This is a genomic window from Pseudomonas mosselii, from assembly GCF_005796105.1.
Taxonomy (GTDB): Bacteria; Pseudomonadota; Gammaproteobacteria; order Pseudomonadales; family Pseudomonadaceae; genus Aquipseudomonas; species Aquipseudomonas mosselii_C.
In genome coordinates this window covers 83,418-100,423 of record NZ_VAUO01000001.1, presented here as the reverse complement: position 1 = coordinate 100,423, position 17,006 = coordinate 83,418, and the positions used below count along the sequence as shown (strand labels likewise).

The window sequence follows — 17,006 nt, the reverse complement described above, 5'->3', positions numbered from 1 at the left end:
TTTCATATGCAAAAACATCACTTTAGCGCATAACTCCAACCTGATATCGTGCCCCGGCTCCGAACCGGAGTGCGCGGCCGTGCGCGCGAATAGCTGCATGCAGCCTGAGACAGGACTTTTATGTACGTATACGACGAGTACGATCAGCGGATCATCGAGGACCGCGTCAAGCAGTTCCGTGATCAGACCCGCCGCTACCTGGCCGGGGAGCTGAGCGAAGAAGAATTCCGCCCTCTGCGCCTGCAGAACGGCCTCTATATCCAACGTTTCGCCCCGATGCTGCGCGTCGCCGTGCCCTACGGCCAGCTGAACGCAAACCAGGTCCGTACCCTGGCCAAGATCGCTCGCGACTACGACAAGGGCTACGCTCACATTTCCACCCGCCAGAACGTACAGTTCAACTGGCCGGCGTTGGAAGACATCCCGGATATTCTCGCTGAGCTTGCCACCGTGCAGATGCACGCGATTCAGACCAGCGGCAACTGCCTGCGCAACACCACCACCGACCAGTTCGCTGGCGTGGCCGCCGACGAGATCATCGACCCGCGCCCATGGTGCGAGATCGTCCGTCAGTGGACTACCTTCCACCCTGAATTCGCCTACCTGCCGCGCAAGTTCAAGATTGCGATCAATGGCTCCGAGCAAGATCGCGCGGCCATCGAGGTGCACGACATCGGCCTGGAGCCGGTGCGCAACGCCGCTGGCGAGTTGGGCTTCCGAGTGCTGGTTGGCGGCGGCCTGGGCCGCACGCCAGTAGTCGGTGCGTTCATCAACGAGTTCCTGCCGTGGCAGGACCTGATCAGCTACCTGGATGCCATCCTGCGTGTGTACAACCGTTACGGTCGTCGTGACAACAAGTACAAGGCGCGCATCAAGATCCTGGTCAAGGCACTCACCCCGGAAGTCTTCGCCGAGAAGGTCGAGGCCGAGATGGTCCACCTGCGCGGTGGCAGCACCACGCTGACCGAAGCCGAAGTCGAGCGCGTCTCGCGTCACTTCGTCGACCCTGCCTACCTGGCCCTGGACAACGTCGACTACAGCGCCCAGGACGCCGAATTCCCAGGCTTCGCCCGCTGGCGCTCGCGCAACACCCGTGCCCACAAGCGCCCTGGCTACGTGGCCGTGACCCTGTCGCTCAAGCCCACCGGCGTTGCCCCAGGCGACCTGACCGACAAACAGCTGGACGCCGTCGCGGACCTGGCCGAGCGCTACAGCTTCGGCTTCCTGCGGACCTCCCACGAGCAGAACATCATCCTGGCAGACGTCGAGCAGCGCCAGTTGCACGCCCTCTGGCTGGAGCTGCGCGAGAACGGTTTCGCCACGCCGAACATCGGCCTGCTGACCGACATCATCTGCTGCCCGGGCGGTGACTACTGCTCGCTGGCCAATGCCAAGTCGATCCCGATCGCCGAATCGATCCAGCGCCGCTTCGATGACCTGGACTACCTGTTCGACATCGGCGAGATCGACCTGAACATCTCTGGCTGCATGAATGCCTGTGGCCACCACCACGTCGGCCATATCGGCATCCTGGGTGTCGACAAAAAGGGCGAGGAGTTCTACCAGGTCTCGCTGGGCGGCAATGCCGCACGCGACGCATCGCTGGGCAAGATCCTTGGCCCATCCTTCGCCCAGGACGACATGGCCGACGTGATCGAGAAGCTGATCGCCGTGTACGTTGAACGACGTACCGAGGAAGAGCGTTTCATCGACACCTACCAGCGTATCGGCATCGACCCCTTCAAGGAACGCGTCTATGCAGCGAATCATTAAGAACAACCAGATCGTCGACGAAACCTGGCACCTGCTGCCCAAGGAAACGTCGCTGGACGAGCTGACCAACTGCGACGATTACATCGTCCCGTTGCACCTGTGGCGCGACCATGGTCACGTGCTCAAGGCCCGCGACGGCGGCCTGGGCGTATGGCTGGACAGCGACGAAGAAGCCGAGGAAATCGGCGAAGACGTCGAGCACTTCCAGGTCATCGCCTTGAATTTCCCAGCCTTCACCGACGGGCGCAGCTACTCCAACGCACGTCTGCTGCGTGATCGCTACAAGTTCAAGGGCGAGCTGCGCGCCATCGGCGATGTACTGCGCGACCAGCTGTTCTTCATGGCTCGCTGCGGCTTCGATGCGTTCGCCATTCGCGCCGACAAAGACCCTGAAGACGCACTGCAAAGCCTGAAGGACTTCTCTGTCACCTACCAGGCCGCCACTGACGAACCGCTGCCGCTGTTCCGTCGCCGCTAAGCGTCCCTGCACGCGGGGCAAGCCGGGAGACTATCCCGACTTGCCCCGCGTTGCGTTTGCAGGCCCGAAAGATTTTTCAGTGCCTGCCTCAGCTTTATTGATATCAAGCCGATATCAATGGGGACTCATTCAACGCGCAAGGAAAGCGATGATGAACCCTGTCACTTCCGCACTGCGGATTTCCCCCGCCTACAGCGCCCCTACGCCCACACTCACGCCAACGGTCAGCGTATCGCAAGCCAGTAGCGTGACCGACACGCCCAGCAGCCAGGTCACCCTAGGCCAGGACAACCGTGTCGCGGACGCCGAAACCTATTCGCTCAAGGGCACCTTGGGCACCCCGGTGGTGCGCTACATCTGGGAAAAAGAAGGTACCCAGGACAGGTTGACCACGCAGATGCTCACTGGCATCGCCAGCACCAGCATCGGCAGTCGCTTCCAGGGGCTGGGCGCCGCGTTGATCGAACAACTGGCAGCCAACGGTGGCCAGCGCGTCGCGCAATCGGCACTAGCGGCAAGCGATAACAGCGCGACCGACCCAGCCATCCTCGAGCTGCAACGGGCGAACCTGCGCGAACACGCCAGCAACAGTGTCACCCTCAACCTCACCAGCGCTTCCGGCGCCACCATCACCCTCGGCCTGTACAGCGGCGAACAGGGCTTGGCCGTCGAGGCTTCGGTCACGGGCGGCGAACTAAATGACGACGAACTCAAGGCCCTGGCCGCCTTGGCTGATGGTTTTCAGAGCGCCGTCGACGGCCTCAACCAGGAACCACCGAGCCTGAAGCTTGGTGACCTGCTCAGCGTCGACCAACGCCTATTCACCGGCTTGCAGATGACGGCCAAGCTCGACCTGGTCAGTGGCGAGCAGCAGACGTTCGACCTGCGCCTTGACGGCTCGACCCGAAGCCTGAGCTTGCAGGGCCCCAGCGGCCAATTGCAGCTGGAGCTGGACAGCCATGATGGCGCCATGCTTGGCAGCAAGGCCCAGCGCGAGGCAGCGCTTAGCAACTACCTCGAGCAGTTCGACGCGGCTCGCCAACGGGGCAAAGGCGATGAGCGGCTGAACACCCTGTTCAAGGATGCCTTCAGCCAACTCAACAGCGTGGATGACAGCAGTGCACGCCCTGCCCGGCACAACTCGACCATCAATACCCTCAGCCGCTCGCTGCTCAGCGGGCTGGCCGACTTCAACGCGTCCATCAAGCAAACCGTCGAGCACAGCAACCCGATGCGCCCCGAGGAAGCGGACCGCTTCGACTACACGGTGTCGCAGACCACGACCAAGACAGGCAAGGGCACAAGCTTCTCGCTGGAGCAGGAACAGCAATCGAGCCTCAGCGCAGCCTGGCACTCAAGCCTCAACCCACTGGTGGGGTTGCAACTGACGCGCGATAACGCCTCGCAGAACTACCGTTACCATCAGGTCAACGACGACGCCCGCAACACCACCCGGACATCGATCGTCAACGGCATACTCAGCGAAGCCAGCTCCGCCCAGCAGGCCAGCCGCAGCGAGCGGGTGCGGGTGTACCAGGAAGGGGTGCTGAAGTCCGACAACACCACCTCCGATGCCGAGCGCAAGTCGCAGGATCAGTTGAAGCTGATCGCCACGCTCCTGAGCCGTGACGCCAAGTCGCGCAGCGCCAACGGCATCTCGACCTTCGCCCAGGACATGGCGGACAACAGCCGCCACTGGCTGCTACAGGGCAATCCGTCGAAGATCTGAGGCGACGCGTCCGATACGCAGGCCGGCACGAAGCCGTAATGCTGTTCGCTCAATCTTAAGTGAACAGCATCAGGCCCGATGCCGGCCATTGGAGCGATCGCCTGCGTCAGCCTTCAGTGCCTTGGCCTAGCAGCACGCCGTCAACCTTTTGCCCATAGAGGTTGACACCATCCTTGGCATGGAACTTCACACGTGTTTTCTCGATCGAGCCATCGACCAGACGCGGATCCTGGGGACGTTCGTGGCGATTGATCCAAGCCGCTACGTCCCACGCCTGCTGGTCACTCAAACTGCCGGGCTTGCCCAATGGCATGTTGTACTTGATGAACGACGCTGCGGTGTTGATCCGGTGCATGCCCGCCCCCCAGTTATAGGAATCCCTCCCCCACAACGGCGGCATCACATACTCGCCAGCCACCTTCTGCCCTTCGCCCTGGCTGCCATGACAGATCGCGCACTGTTCGCGGTACACCTGCTCGCCACGCTTGAAATCGTAACCCGCCGCTGGCTGCGCCACTTCCGGGTATCCGCGCCCTGCGATCTCGACACCGGTAGGTGCCTGGGTCGAGAGCCAGTAGGCGTAAACGCTGAGCGCAGTCATCTGCTGGCTGTCCGCCGCCGGGGGACGCCCGTTCATGCTGAACTGGAAACAGCCTTGGATCCGCTCGGCGAAGGTGTTGACCTTGTCGTTTTTCTTGCGATAGGCCGGATACATCGGATAGGCGCCCCACAGCGGCGCGGAGTGAGCCATGCGACCCTGATCGAGGTGACAGTTACTGCAATTCATGCCATTGCCGACCGCATCCGGCATCAATCGCCGGGTATCGACGAACAACGCATGGCCTTCGCGGACCATCTTGCCAAACGCGTTGTCAGGAATGGTCGTTTCAGCAGGTGGCACGAACTGCGGTGCGACGCTTGCTGGGGTGACTGTCAGTTGCGACTGATCGTCCATGGCGACGGGAGCGGCCTGGGCACTGCCCAGTACGAGCCACATGCTTGCAATCAGGGCTTTCATGGCTTGACCTCCTGGGCAGGCTGCACACCGGCGTTGGCGAAATACTCGGCAAGGGCCGTGACCTCGGTATCGGTCAACGCCTTGGCCACCTCGACCATCAGACGGTTGGGGTCGTTGCTGCGCGTGCCATTGCGCCAGGCTTGCAATTGCGCAACCAGATAGCCCGCGGGCTGCCCGGCAAGGGGTGGGAAGTGCTCACCCACGCCGACGCCACCCGGACCATGGCACTGCACGCAACCGGGCACTTGACGGCTCCAGTCGCCATACAGCGCCAGGCGAGTGGTGGGGTCGCCCGCGATCTGCTGCCGGCGCAGCTCAGGCGGCGAATCGCTGGGCAACTGCGCGAGGTAGGCGCTGACGGCATCGATTTCGGCGTCGTCCAACGCCTTGGCTAACGGCGTCATCACCGCTTGCTGTCGGCTGGCACCGCGCAGATCGCGCAATTGCTTGGCCAGGTAGTCGGCCGGCAGGCCCGCCAGCCGGGGGAAACCTGCGGCAGCGATGCCCTTGGCATCCGGGCCGTGGCAGCCCATGCAGGCCATGGCGGCGGGGTTATTCCCACCCTGGTTGTAAATACGCTGGCCATCGGCGGCAAACGCCGAAGACCCACCGAGTATCAGCAGGCTGCTGATCAGGGCATGGCTCAGGGGTTTCATCACGGAGTCTCCATTTCCTTGTTATAAGCTTAGGCCCAAAAAGCATAAGCAAGGAAATAGTAGGCCTATGTGCCACTCAGGAACATGCCACCGCGAGGCTAACCCGACTTCTACTGAGCTGGATCAATTCCCCGAAATGCAGGCGGTCGCAGCCGTGCGTACATCGCCCAGGCGCAGCGGGAAATTGTTCAGCCGCTCGTAGACCTTGATCGAACTGCCATTACCGCGCTTGTCGATGTCCAGTAGCGCCGCAGGTCCGCCCAGGCTCGACAGCTTCTGCGGCACGATCAGGCGCAAGTCTTCGTCGCCGCGTGCCTGCTCCTGCAGCTCACCACGGCTGTCAGCGAGCCGGTGCTTCACGCAGTCGGCATACTCACGGGGCGCCTTGCCCGAAATAACGTCCATGGTTTCATGCGAGCGCTCCAGTTCCGACACACTGACGCAACCGCCTACCAGCAACGACAAACCGACCACCAGCCATTTCATGTACACGCTCTCCCATTGCAAATGCCTCCTGTGACCGCGCAACGGCCGATTAGCTCCCGCAAAGGGTGCAAATCGCGAGCATGCCAGCGGAGGGAAGTCGCCCCCACATCGTGGTATCTTTCCCGTTCGCTGAACCAATCCTTGCGGAGCAACCCATGAAATTCGTACACCAGCGCGAGCACCTGAACGAGGACGACATCGTCGTCGTCGAGTGCTCCCAGCGCTGCAATATCCGCCTGATGAACGACGCCAACTTCCGCAGTTTCAAAAACGGCGGGCGCCACACCTACCACGGTGGGCACTTCGAGCGTTTTCCCGCCAAGATCACCGTGCCTAGCACCGGTTTCTGGAACATCACCCTGGACACCGTGACGACACGGCCGATCTCGGTAACCCGCAAACCGGCCTTCACCCACAAGATCAAGATCATTCGTCGCTCGTCGTCGAAACTCGGATAAGACTCGCATGACCCAGACCACCAAGTACGTCATCAAATACAAGCTCGACGGCCAGCGCCGCTGGGATTTCGCGCTGATGCCCGACGCCTCGCTCGAGCAAGCCCAAGAGGCCCTGCGCAAGATTCACGGCGACGACGCCAACAAGATCAGCGATATCCAGGTCAGCAAGGCCCTGTAACCCCCGCACTCAAGGAGTCGCCCATGAGCCCCTGGCAAGACCGCCGCATCCTCGACCTTCTAGGTATCGAGTTGCCCATTCTCCAGGCGCCCATGGCCGGCGCCAGTGGCTCGGCCATGGCGATTGCCGTAGGCAATGCCGGTGGCCTGGGCGCCCTGCCCTGCGCCATGCTCACCCATGCGCAGGTGCGCGCCGAGGTCGAGACGTTTCGCAGTGCTTGCAGCGGTCCGCTCAACCTGAACTTCTTTTGCCATCAGCCGCCGGCGCCAGATCCTGAGCAGGATGCACGCTGGAAGCAGGCGCTCAAGCCCTACTACGACGAGCTTGGCGCCGATTTCAACGCCCCTACGCCGGTGTCCAACCGCGCGCCGTTCGACGAACAGGCGTGCCAACTGGTCGAAGCACTGCGCCCGGAAGTGGTCAGCTTCCACTTCGGCCTGCCAGCGCCCGACCTGTTGCTGCGGGTCAAGGCCTGCGGCGCCAAGATACTCTCCAGCGCCACCACGGTAGAAGAAGCGCGCTGGCTGGAAGAGCACGGCTGCGACGCGATCATTGCCATGGGCAGCGAGGCCGGCGGGCACCGTGGCATGTTCCTGAGTCAGGAGCTCAACAGCCAGATCGGCACATTCGCCCTGGTGCCGCAGGTCGTGGATGCGGTGGATGTGCCGGTGATCGCCGCTGGCGGGGTCGGTGATCATCGCGGACTCCTCGCTGCCCTGGCCTTGGGCGCCTCGGCCGTGCAGGCCGGCACCGCCTATTTGTTCTGCCCCGAGGCCAAGGTTTCAGCGGCCCATCGCCATGCACTGGACAACGCGCCAGCCAGCGATACCGCCATGACCAACCTGTTCACCGGGCGCCCCGCACGTGGCATCAACAACCGCCTGATGCGCGAATTGGGCCCGATCAGCCCACTGGCACCGCGTTTTCCCTTGGCAGGCGGCGCGCTGATGCCGCTGCGAGCGATCACCGACCCAGAGGGCAACAGCGATTTCAGCAACCTCTGGGCGGGCCAGGGGCTAGGCCTGGGCAAACACCTGTCGGCAGCCGAGCTGACCTGCGCAATTGCCGGGCACCACATAAAAACCTGACCACCAGATAGGCTTTTAAATCGAAAGGACGCTTTCCGACACATGGCGTATCGCTATATAGTTTGCGCTATAACGATAAGCCGTCCCTAGGAGCCATCTTGATGCGTATTCGCCTTCCCCACCTGGTCGCCAGCGCTCTGGTCAGCGTGATCTCTCTGAACAGCGCCTGGGCCGATGAAGTGCAGGTTGCGGTGGCAGCCAACTTCACCGCGCCCATCCAGGCTATCGCCAAGGACTTCGAGAAGGACACCGGCCACACGCTGGTCGCCGCGTATGGCGCCACTGGCCAGTTCTACGCGCAGATCAAGAATGGGGCGCCGTTCGAAGTGTTCCTGGCAGCCGACGACACCACCCCAGCCAAGCTTGAGCAGGAAAACGAGATCGTCCCCGGCTCGCGGTTCACCTACGCCATCGGCACCCTGGCCCTATGGTCGGCCAAGCCCGGCTACGTCGATGCCAAGGGCGAAGTGCTAATGCACAACGCGTTCCAGCACCTGTCCATTGCCAACCCCAAGGCCGCCCCGTATGGCCTAGCCGCCACCCAAGTGTTGGACAAGCTGAAACTGACCGAGGCCACCAAGGCTAAGATCGTCGAAGGCCAGAACATCACCCAGGCCTTCCAGTTCGTCTCCACCGGCAATGCCGAACTGGGTTTCGTGGCCCTGTCGCAGGTCTACAAGGATGGCAAGGTCAGCGAAGGTTCAGCGTGGATCGTGCCGTCCACGCTGCATGACCCGATCCGCCAGGACGCGGTCATCCTCAACAAGGGCAAGGACAACCCAGCAGCCAAGGCCTTGGTCGAGTACCTCAAGGGCCCGAAAGCCGCTGCGGTGATCAAGTCGTACGGTTATGAAATCTGATGCCGCTAGATGCCAGTGACCTGGGTGCGGTCTGGCTGACCCTCAAACTGGCCAGCCTGACCACCGCCATCCTGCTGGTGCTGGGCACGCCCATCGCCTGGTGGCTGGCGCGCACCCGCTCCTGGCTGCGCGGACCGATCGGTGCGGTGGTGGCCCTGCCCTTGGTGCTACCGCCGACGGTGATCGGCTTCTACCTGCTGCTGGCCCTCGGCCCGCACGGCTGGATCGGCCAGAGCCTACAGGCGTTGGGGCTGGGCAGCGTGGTATTCAGCTTCAGCGGGCTGGTGATCGGTTCGGTGGTGTACTCCATGCCGTTCGTGGTCCAGCCGCTGCAAAATGCCTTCAGCGCCATCGGCCAGCGTCCGCTGGAAGTGGCCGCCACCCTGCGCGCCAGTCCTTGGGATACGTTCATCAACGTGGTACTGCCGCTGGCCCGCCCCGGTTTCATCACCGCCAGTATCCTCGGCTTCGCCCACACCGTCGGCGAGTTCGGCGTGGTACTGATGATCGGTGGCAACATCCCGGACAAGACGCGCGTAGTCTCGGTGCAGATCTACGATCACGTCGAGGCCATGGAATACGCCCAGGCCCATTGGCTGGCCGGGGCGATGCTGGTGTTCTCCTTCCTGGTGCTGCTGGTGCTTTACGCTGGCCGCCGTGGCAAGGCTGGCTGGAGCTAAGATGAGTGCATCGATACAGGCGCGCCTGCGCCTTGCCCGCGACGATTTCACCCTGGACGTCGACCTGCAACTGCCGGGGCGCGGCATCAGCGCGCTGTTCGGCCCTTCAGGCTCCGGCAAAACCTCCTGCCTGCGCTGCCTGGCTGGCCTGGAGCGCGCGACCAGCGCCTACATCGAGGTCAATGGCGAGATCTGGGAAGACAGCGCACGCGGCCATTTCGTCGCCCCGCACAAGCGCCCCGTAGGTTACGTGTTCCAGGAGGCCAGCCTGTTCCCGCACTTGTCAGTGCGCGGCAACCTGGCGTTTGGCTGGCGCCGCGTGGCTGCGCGCGAGCGCAAGATCAGCCAGGACCAGGCCTGCCAGTTGCTCGGCATCGACCATCTGCTCGAACGTAAACCGGCCACCCTCTCCGGTGGCGAGGCACAGCGCGTGGGCATCGCCCGAGCGCTACTGAGCAGCCCACGACTGCTCCTGATGGATGAGCCGCTGGCCGCCCTGGACAGCGCGCGCAAACGCGAGATCCTGCCCTACCTGGAGCGCCTTCACGATGAGCTGGACATCCCGCTGGTGTACGTCAGCCACGCGCAGGACGAAGTCGCCCGACTGGCTGATCATCTGGTGCTGCTGGAGCAAGGCAAGGCGCTGGCCAGCGGTCCGATCGGCCAGACCCTGTCACGCCTGGACCTGCCGCTGGCCCAAGGAGAAGACGCTGGCGTCGTGCTTGAAGGCCTGGTAATCAGGCACGATCCGCACTACGGCTTGTTCGACCTGCGCTTGCCGGGAGGTGATGGCCCGCAACTGCGCATCGCGCATCCCGGCCTGCAGGTGGGCAGGACCCTGCGACTGAAGGTACAGGCCCGTGACGTCAGCCTGGCACTGGATGCCGACAGTGCCTCAAGCATCCTAAACCGGCTGCCGGTCTACGTGCGTGAATGCCGTGCGGCCGATAACCCAGCCCACCTGCTGGTCAATCTGGATGCTGGCGGTAGTGCATTGCTGGCGCGCATCACCCGGTACTCGGCCGATCAACTGGCGCTGCGCCCCGGACAGCGGCTATGGGCCCAGATCAAGTCGGTAGCGCTGCTAGGCTGAGCAACCCCGGAGCGCGCGTTGTCCATTGAGCAGAGCCACTTGATGGACTGCGCCGATGAACGACTGCCCGTTGCCCGCCAGCCTGCACTATGTCGACGATACCCAGCCAGGCTTCAGCCGACGCCGCTGGCGTGACCGCTTCCACTATTTCGACGCCGACGGCGCACGCATCCACGACCCAGAAACCCTGGCACGCATCGCGGCACTGGTCATTCCGCCTGCATATACCGAGGTGTGGATCTGCGCCGACCCGCAGGGGCATTTGCAGGCTACCGGGCGTGACGCCCGCGGCCGCAAGCAGTACCGTTATCACGCGCAATGGCGCGAGCTGCGCGATCAGCACAAGTACGCGCGCATGCTCGCCTTCGCCCAAGCACTGCCACGCCTGCGCCTAAAACTGGAGCAGCACCTGTCCCGGCCTGGCCTGGATCGGGAGAAAGTGATGGCCTTGGTGATCAGCCTGCTCGATTGCACGCTGATTCGCATTGGCAATCGCCAGTACCTGCGCGACAACCGCTCCTATGGCCTGACCACCCTGAACAACCGCCACGTCGAGGTACGCGGCAGCAGCATCCGTTTCCAGTTCCGCGGCAAACGTGGCGTCGAGCACGACGTCACCCTGCGCGACCGGCGCCTGGCTGCACTGCTCAAGCGCTGCATGGAACTGCCAGGGCAAGCGTTGTTCCAGTATCTGGACGAAGAAGGTCAACGCCATAGCGTCGGCTCCACCGAGGTCAACCAGTTTCTCCAACAGTTGACCGGCGCCGACTTCACGGCCAAGGACTACCGTACCTGGGCCGGCAGCAGCCTGGCACTGAGCCTGCTCAGACCCTTGGCTTGGCAACCCGATGTCGAGGCCCGACGCCAGGCCGCAGCCATCGTACGCCAGGTGGCCTCACGCCTGGGCAACACCCCAGCGGTGTGTCGGCGCTGCTACATTCACCCAGCGGTGCTGGAGCACTTCCATCTGGGGCGACTGGCAGCGTTGCCCCGCGCTCGGCAACGCAAAGGCTTGGAAGCCGACGAAGTGGTTTTGCTGCGCTTTCTGCAAGCGCTGTCGCCCTGACGATCATGCAGGTCAACTATTTACCCTATTGAACAACGAAATTTCCCATATTCAACCAATCCCCCTATCCTTGCCACCGAGCACCTTCGCCGGTGGCGTGCAATCAGCCATCGACACCTGCTGCACAGAGAAGCTACAGAATTTGTCTGTCGGGGAATTCTTATCCGCCGAAAGCGTCTTTAATGAGAGGGAAGAGGGACAAGCTCCCACCGCAGGGCAAACGGCTCGCGGCCATCTACACCACCAAGGAGAACTACATGCTGATACTCACCCGCAAAGTTGGCGAAAGCATCGTTATCAACGATGACATCAAAGTCACCATTCTGGGCGTCAAGGGTATGCAAGTGAGGATCGGTATCGATGCACCCAAGGATGTTCAGGTGCACCGTGAAGAGATTTTCAAACGCATTCAGGCTGGCAGTCCAGCACCGGAGAAACACAACGATCAGTAATACCACCTTTACAACATCGAGCCGCACGGACGCGACTGATCGATTGCCCGCCCACGCGGGGAGCCTCCCCCTGAACCTCAGGTGCCCAGGAGTTCACGCACCGTGGCGATCATTGTGTCCATGTCGAAGGGTTTGTCGAACACTGCCGCGAACAGCTCCGGGCACACACGCCCCAGGCTGGCTTGCGCACCGCTCATCAACACCACCGGCAAGTCGGCGAGCTGCAACTCGCCACGGATGGCTTCGGCCAGCTCCTTGCCGTTGAGCACAGGCATCATGTAGTCCGTGATCACCAGGTCTACGCGTTTCTCTTTCAACGCGTCCAGCGCCTTACGACCATTGCTGGCCTTTTCCACCAGAAAGCCTTCGTCTTCCAGGGCAAAACCCAGGATATCAGCGATCAGGTACTCGTCATCGACGATCAAGATGGTGTACATGGCGTCATCGCATCAGCGATCCTCCTGGGTAACCGCCGTACCGCTAAGGACCCCGGCAGCCCCCTCGAAGGCGCGCGCCAGGCTGATGCCGTGCGGGCCAAGGGAGAGTGACTGCAAGGTAGGATCGTGGTCGCTGTCACGTACTTTGACAATCGACATCACGCGGTGCAAGCGCGCCTCAAGTTCGGCCAGACGCAGCAGCAGCAAATTGTCGACGATGCTCGAAAGATCAGGCGCTGGCGCGGTGATCTCGGCACCGAAGATGTCACGCATCTCCCACGTCAGCAGTACCGTCACATCGCGCGCCCGCAGCTCGCCGGTCAACGCGCGGAAGAAACTATTGAGCCGTGTCGGATCCAGCGCCAAGCGGCCAAAGGCGCCAAGGCTATCGATGACGACGCGCTGGGCGCCGCTGGCCTGCACCTGGTCAAGCAGACGCTGGCCGACCTGATCGAGCAAGCCTTCGGTAGTGGGTTGCCAGCACAGGCGCACAGCGCCGCTCTGCTCAAGCGCCGGCAGCGGCACACCCAGCGCGGCAGCCTTGTGCCGCAGCCGCACCGGCGTTTCGTAGAAACCAAAGTGCAAGCCGGGCGACTGTGGGGTGGATGCCGCCAGAAACGCAATGCCCAACGCCGTCTTGCCCACCCCGGACGGCCCCATCAGCAAGCTTACCGAGCCGCGCGTCAGGCCACCGCCGAGCATCGCATCGAGGTCCGCCACGCCGGTGCTCACTTTATCCAGAGTCTGCGCCCCGTGCTGGCTGGGATGGCCATATAACGACTCCAGACGCGGGAACACCCGAAGGCCATCTTCGTCGATCAGGCATTCGTGGCGTCCCGACAAGGCGCCGCTGCCACGTGTCTTGCGCAACTGCACGTGGCGCACGGCGGCATTGCCGACCAACTGCTCGCTGAGTTCGATCACGCCATCGACCATGGTGTGCTCTGGACTGCCCTCCTCCAGGCGGGCACTGGTCAGCAACAGCACCGTGCAGCCGGCGAAAGCGGCATGGCCCTGCAGCTCGGAAACGAATTTCTTGGTATCCAGGCTGCTGGACGCGCGGTTTCGCGCGTTCAGCACTCCGTCGACCACCAGCAGCGTGGCCTGCTGACGGGCGATCTCCTGACGCAGCAGGCGCACGACAGCATCCAATCCGTCCTGCTCAAGGGTATCGAAGGCACTGAGGAACTGAATGCTGTCCCCCACCAACTGGCGATCGAAAAAGCTCAGTGTCGAAAGGTACTGGAACAAGCGCTCGTGGGACTCGCTAAGCAGGGTCGCTACCAGCACGCGCCCGCCGTCACGCACATGGTTGCACGCCAGCTGGTTGCCCAGGATGGTCTTGCCCGAGCCCGGATGGCCCTGCACGACATAAGCCGCCCCGACCACCAACCCCCCTTTGAGCAAAGCATCGAGTCCGGTGATGCCCGTTCGCAAGCGCTTGAGTTGTTCAACCATGGCTGTCTATCCATCAGTGGAAGGCTGATCGGTGCCCACGCATGCGGGCAGGTACACTCTCATGCAGGTCCCCTCGCCCAGAGCGCTGGTCACGCTGATGGCGCCATTGCTCTGCTTGGCGAAACCATATACCTGGCTCAGGCCAAGACCGGTGCCCTTGCCAAACGCCTTGGTGGTAAAGAAGGGCTCGAAGATGCGCGGCAATACCTGCGGATCGATGCCTTGCCCATCATCCTGCACCTCGAAGCGCACGAACAGGCCATGCAGGCCCTCCACTTCGCCAGCCAAGCGCACCTGCTCGACCACCAGGCGGATCTGACCCCGCCCGCTGATCGCATCACGTGCGTTGAACACCAGGTTGAGCAACACCATCTGCAACTGGCCCGCATCCACCTCGATCAGAGGCAGGTCGGCGTGTACCTGTTCAATCAGATCGATGTTCCGGGGCAAGGCATGCTCCAGCATGCTTCGGGTAGAGGCGACCACCTGTAGCGGTGCGATGCAGGTCACGCTCAGTTGCCGATGCCGGGCGAAGCTGAGCAGTTGCTGGGTGAGGTCCGTGCCTCGCTGGCCGGCGGCCAGTATGTGCTCCAGCAAACGCCGCGCGCGGGCCGGATCCTGGCTAGCCAGCGCCAGCCGGGCGGAACTCAGGATGATGGTCAGCAGGTTGTTGAAATCATGGGCCAGCCCCCCGGTCAGTTGCCCCAGCGCTTCGAGTTTTTGCGCCTGGAACAGCTGCGCACGCATGGCATCCAGCTGCAGCGTAGATTCACGCCTATCGGTGATATCACGGGTGATTTTGGCAAGGCCGATGACCTCGCCATGCTCATCACGAATCACATCCAGCGCCGCCAACGCCCAGAACTGCGTGCCATCCTTACGCACCCGCCAGCCCTCGTCCTGCGCCACGCCCTGCTCCAGAGCCTGGCGCAACAAGCGTTCAGGGCGCCCTTCGGCGCAGTCGTGGTCGCTGAAGAACAACGAGAAATGCCGGCCAATCACCTCGTCAGCGCAATAGCCCTTGATCCGTTGCGCGCCGGCGTTCCACGACACCACATGGCCTGTGGGGTCGAGCATGTAGATGGCATAATCGACCACGGCCTGAACCAGCTGTTCATAGCGCGTTTCAGACATGACCGTGGGGCTGGTGCGGTCCGTTGAAACCATGAAATACCCCATGTACCGCGAAGGACACCGTTGAGCGTAGCCAAAAGCAACGCCCCCCATCGTGACTATCGATGACAGTCCGCCCCCGCCTTCGGGACGCCCAGACATTGTGCCACTTGGCCGTGCAACAAGCACGCATGCTGATGTATTCGAAGGGCGGCGGTCGGCGGGTATTAGTGTCATAGCTGCGCTTTGCCAATTGCCCTATAGTGAGCTGCCATGTCCGCATACAAGGATGTCACATGCCCGCCAAACCCCGCATGCAAGACCTGCAGGACGACCTCTTGAGTACCGCAAGCGACCTGGAAAGCCTGTCCGAAGCCCTCGATGGCCACGCCCGCTACCTGCGTTATTCAATCCACCGGCACGAGGCGCGCACCCTCGATGGCCACGCCCAGGATCTGCGGGAAACCGCAAGTGAAATGCGCGATATCGCCCAGGGGATCACCCCCTGAGGACCCGCGCTCGTGAGGGTTTGCAATGCGAGCGCCGGCGAAGACCTCGATGGTCGGCTGCCTGAGCCTTGCTTGCACCCTAAGACGTTGATTTGCGCATACATTTCGTGTCTAATCGGCAGCTTGCCCATCGCGCCCCGATGGTGAAATTGGTAGACACATCGCACTTAAAATGCGCCGCCGCAAGGTGTGCCGGTTCGAGTCCGGCTCGGGGCACCATCGCTCGCACCCCCTCGCGACCCGCACTTGGCTGTCTCTGCGAGACTACTCGCCGCCAACGCTGCTTTTCCTCTGATCTTTACAGCACTTGCCCGCCTAAACGCCGGAAATCCGCCGCCCAGCTGCTAGAGTGGACAGTGTCACCGTCCACCGGAGCGCCGCCATGCGCCATGCACTGCTTGAAGGGCAACGCGACATCATCCTGCTGCTCGCCCGCATCCTGCTGATGACCCTGTTCGTGCTCGCCGGCTGGGGCAAGCTGAACGGCTTCGAAGGCACCGTCGGCTATATGACCTCGCTCGGTGCCCCCATGCCCACGCTCGCCGCAGCGGTCGCGGTAATCATGGAGTTCGTGATTGGTATCGTACTGATCCTGGGCTTCTACACCCGCCCACTGGCCTTGCTGTTCGCCCTGTTCGTGCTGGGCACCGCCCTGATCGGCCACCCTTTCTGGAACATGGTGGACCCTGAGCGCAGTGCCAACATGACTCAATTCCTGAAAAACCTCAGCATCATCGGCGGGCTACTGGCCTTAGCCGTTTCAGGGCCAGGCCGCTATTCCCTTGACCGACGCTGAACCACACCAGCACGCACACCTGCCGATTCAGTCGTCGCAGTCGTCGTGCCAGGCGGGGTGATCGTCTTCGTCGTCGAAGTCGTCCAACCCGGCTTCGTCTTCCTCGGCGTCGTCGAGTGCACCATAGGCATCAGCCTCAGGCTGGAAAGCGTCATGGAATTCAGGGTCAAGCAGGTGATCGTGCTCGGGTTCGTGCAGGTCGTCTTCGTCGTGCATCGCAGGCTCCGGTGGCTACAGCCCGCCTGTATAAGCCGATCACGGCAGCCGGTCAATCCCATGGGCGTTAACCCTGGCTTAACCGCCAAGGCGCAGTGTTGAGCCTCTCCCTTCAAAACGACGTTTGCCCGCCCTTGCGTGGCGGGCTTTTTTTAAAAAGCGTCGTCCGACAAAAGCTCTGCACCGACTTCCACCGCTGCTGCGCCCCGCTGATACGATCAACCGGCTTAACCGCATAATTTGAACCGCCGTGTACGTAGCTAAGGTACGCTGATCCACGCCTTCAATCTGCCGATCTACCCGAACAGCTCACCCGACATCGGGCTCCAAGGCCTTGATCGAGTGCATGCTGTCGATCTCGTTATAGGTGAGGTCACGATAGCTGGCGATCTTCTTGCGCTGGTTGCCCATGGTGAAGCCCTCTCGCCGTGTTGGCACCACAAAATGGCGCATGTCGATTTT

The 17,006-nt window shown here is 62.4% G+C and carries 21 protein-coding genes and 1 tRNA gene; 14 read left to right on the top strand and 8 right to left on the bottom strand.

The window, feature by feature from the left end:
* Positions 1 to 120: 120 nt before the first annotated feature.
* The 3 genes from FEM01_RS00505 to FEM01_RS00495 all read left to right on the top strand — a co-directional run bounded on the left by FEM01_RS00505 (position 121) and on the right by FEM01_RS00495 (position 3,980).
* A complete protein-coding gene (locus tag FEM01_RS00505) occupies positions 121 to 1,773 on the top strand; it encodes a nitrite/sulfite reductase (protein WP_138217330.1) in 1,653 nt (550 codons plus the stop codon).
* On the top strand, positions 1,757 to 2,251 hold the full coding sequence (locus FEM01_RS00500; RefSeq protein WP_138217329.1) for a DUF934 domain-containing protein: 495 nt from the start codon (positions 1,757 to 1,759) through the stop codon (positions 2,249 to 2,251). The genes FEM01_RS00505 and FEM01_RS00500 overlap by 17 nt, the downstream gene beginning before the upstream one ends.
* A 151-nt stretch (positions 2,252 to 2,402) precedes the next feature.
* A complete protein-coding gene (locus FEM01_RS00495) occupies positions 2,403 to 3,980 on the top strand; it encodes a hypothetical protein (RefSeq protein ID WP_138217328.1) in 1,578 nt (525 codons plus the stop codon).
* A gap of 106 nt (positions 3,981 to 4,086) precedes the next feature.
* Here FEM01_RS00495 and FEM01_RS00490 read toward each other — a convergent pair whose 3' ends face one another.
* From FEM01_RS00490 to FEM01_RS00480, 3 genes are all read right to left on the bottom strand, one after another.
* Positions 4,087 to 4,998: a c-type cytochrome gene (locus tag FEM01_RS00490; protein ID WP_138217327.1), complete on the bottom strand. Its 912-nt coding sequence runs from the start codon at positions 4,996 to 4,998 to the stop codon at positions 4,087 to 4,089.
* A complete protein-coding gene (locus tag FEM01_RS00485) occupies positions 4,995 to 5,654 on the bottom strand; it encodes a c-type cytochrome (RefSeq protein ID WP_138217326.1) in 660 nt (219 codons plus the stop codon). The genes FEM01_RS00490 and FEM01_RS00485 overlap by 4 nt, the downstream gene beginning before the upstream one ends.
* Before the next feature lie 123 nt (positions 5,655 to 5,777).
* Complete coding sequence (locus tag FEM01_RS00480; protein WP_138217325.1) at positions 5,778 to 6,140, bottom strand: hypothetical protein; 363 nt, start codon at positions 6,138 to 6,140, stop codon at positions 5,778 to 5,780.
* 155 nt (positions 6,141 to 6,295) lie between these two features.
* Here FEM01_RS00480 and FEM01_RS00475 point away from each other — a divergent pair, with 155 nt between their 5' ends.
* From FEM01_RS00475 to csrA, 8 genes are all read left to right on the top strand, one after another.
* Complete coding sequence (locus tag FEM01_RS00475) at positions 6,296 to 6,598, top strand: DUF1883 domain-containing protein (protein WP_138217324.1); 303 nt, start codon at positions 6,296 to 6,298, stop codon at positions 6,596 to 6,598.
* Positions 6,599 to 6,605: 7 nt separating this feature from the next.
* A complete protein-coding gene (locus tag FEM01_RS24110; RefSeq protein WP_171030883.1) occupies positions 6,606 to 6,776 on the top strand; it encodes a hypothetical protein in 171 nt (56 codons plus the stop codon).
* Between the two features lie 23 nt (positions 6,777 to 6,799).
* Positions 6,800 to 7,864, top strand: a complete 1,065-nt coding sequence (locus FEM01_RS00470; RefSeq protein ID WP_138217323.1) for an NAD(P)H-dependent flavin oxidoreductase — start codon at positions 6,800 to 6,802, stop codon at positions 7,862 to 7,864.
* A 101-nt stretch (positions 7,865 to 7,965) separates the two neighbouring features.
* On the top strand, positions 7,966 to 8,724 hold the full coding sequence (gene modA, locus FEM01_RS00465) for a molybdate ABC transporter substrate-binding protein (RefSeq protein ID WP_138217322.1): 759 nt from the start codon (positions 7,966 to 7,968) through the stop codon (positions 8,722 to 8,724).
* A complete protein-coding gene (modB, locus tag FEM01_RS00460; protein ID WP_138217321.1) occupies positions 8,724 to 9,404 on the top strand; it encodes a molybdate ABC transporter permease subunit in 681 nt (226 codons plus the stop codon). Before modA ends, modB begins: the two co-directional genes overlap by 1 nt.
* Position 9,405: 1 nt before the next feature.
* Positions 9,406 to 10,497, top strand: coding sequence for a molybdenum ABC transporter ATP-binding protein (gene modC / locus FEM01_RS00455; RefSeq protein WP_138217320.1), 1,092 nt, complete (start codon positions 9,406 to 9,408; stop codon positions 10,495 to 10,497).
* A 55-nt stretch (positions 10,498 to 10,552) separates the two neighbouring features.
* The gene (locus tag FEM01_RS00450; RefSeq protein ID WP_138217319.1) at positions 10,553 to 11,563 is read left to right on the top strand and encodes a DNA topoisomerase IB; all 1,011 of its coding nucleotides are present in this window, start codon (positions 10,553 to 10,555) and stop codon (positions 11,561 to 11,563) included.
* Between the two features lie 257 nt (positions 11,564 to 11,820).
* Positions 11,821 to 12,015: a carbon storage regulator CsrA gene (gene csrA, locus FEM01_RS00445; RefSeq protein WP_138217318.1), complete on the top strand. Its 195-nt coding sequence runs from the start codon at positions 11,821 to 11,823 to the stop codon at positions 12,013 to 12,015.
* 77 nt (positions 12,016 to 12,092) lie between these two features.
* Here the strand turns inward: csrA and FEM01_RS00440 are convergent, their stop codons facing one another.
* From FEM01_RS00440 to FEM01_RS00430, 3 genes are read right to left on the bottom strand one after another with little or no spacing between them, the layout of a single operon-like run.
* The gene (locus FEM01_RS00440) at positions 12,093 to 12,452 is read right to left on the bottom strand and encodes a response regulator (RefSeq protein ID WP_138217317.1); all 360 of its coding nucleotides are present in this window, start codon (positions 12,450 to 12,452) and stop codon (positions 12,093 to 12,095) included.
* A 12-nt stretch (positions 12,453 to 12,464) separates the two neighbouring features.
* The gene (locus FEM01_RS00435; RefSeq protein WP_138217316.1) at positions 12,465 to 13,910 is read right to left on the bottom strand and encodes an ATPase domain-containing protein; all 1,446 of its coding nucleotides are present in this window, start codon (positions 13,908 to 13,910) and stop codon (positions 12,465 to 12,467) included.
* A 6-nt stretch (positions 13,911 to 13,916) separates the two neighbouring features.
* A complete protein-coding gene (locus FEM01_RS00430) occupies positions 13,917 to 15,077 on the bottom strand; it encodes a two-component system sensor histidine kinase NtrB (RefSeq protein ID WP_240791693.1) in 1,161 nt (386 codons plus the stop codon).
* A gap of 242 nt (positions 15,078 to 15,319) precedes the next feature.
* Between FEM01_RS00430 and FEM01_RS00425 the strand changes: the two genes are divergently transcribed.
* The 3 genes from FEM01_RS00425 (at position 15,320) to FEM01_RS00415 (ending at position 16,328) form a co-directional block, all read left to right on the top strand.
* Positions 15,320 to 15,532, top strand: coding sequence for a hypothetical protein (locus FEM01_RS00425; protein WP_138217315.1), 213 nt, complete (start codon positions 15,320 to 15,322; stop codon positions 15,530 to 15,532).
* A gap of 134 nt (positions 15,533 to 15,666) precedes the next feature.
* Positions 15,667 to 15,751: transfer RNA gene (locus FEM01_RS00420), tRNA-Leu, on the top strand.
* Between the two features lie 163 nt (positions 15,752 to 15,914).
* Complete coding sequence (locus tag FEM01_RS00415) at positions 15,915 to 16,328, top strand: DoxX family protein (protein WP_138217314.1); 414 nt, start codon at positions 15,915 to 15,917, stop codon at positions 16,326 to 16,328.
* 27 nt (positions 16,329 to 16,355) lie between these two features.
* Here the strand turns inward: FEM01_RS00415 and FEM01_RS00410 are convergent, their stop codons facing one another.
* Both FEM01_RS00410 and FEM01_RS24105 read right to left on the bottom strand, forming a co-directional pair.
* Complete coding sequence (locus FEM01_RS00410) at positions 16,356 to 16,544, bottom strand: hypothetical protein (protein WP_138217313.1); 189 nt, start codon at positions 16,542 to 16,544, stop codon at positions 16,356 to 16,358.
* A 309-nt stretch (positions 16,545 to 16,853) separates the two neighbouring features.
* The gene (locus FEM01_RS24105; RefSeq protein WP_171030882.1) at positions 16,854 to 16,997 is read right to left on the bottom strand and encodes a hypothetical protein; all 144 of its coding nucleotides are present in this window, start codon (positions 16,995 to 16,997) and stop codon (positions 16,854 to 16,856) included.
* Positions 16,998 to 17,006: the final 9 nt, after the last annotated feature.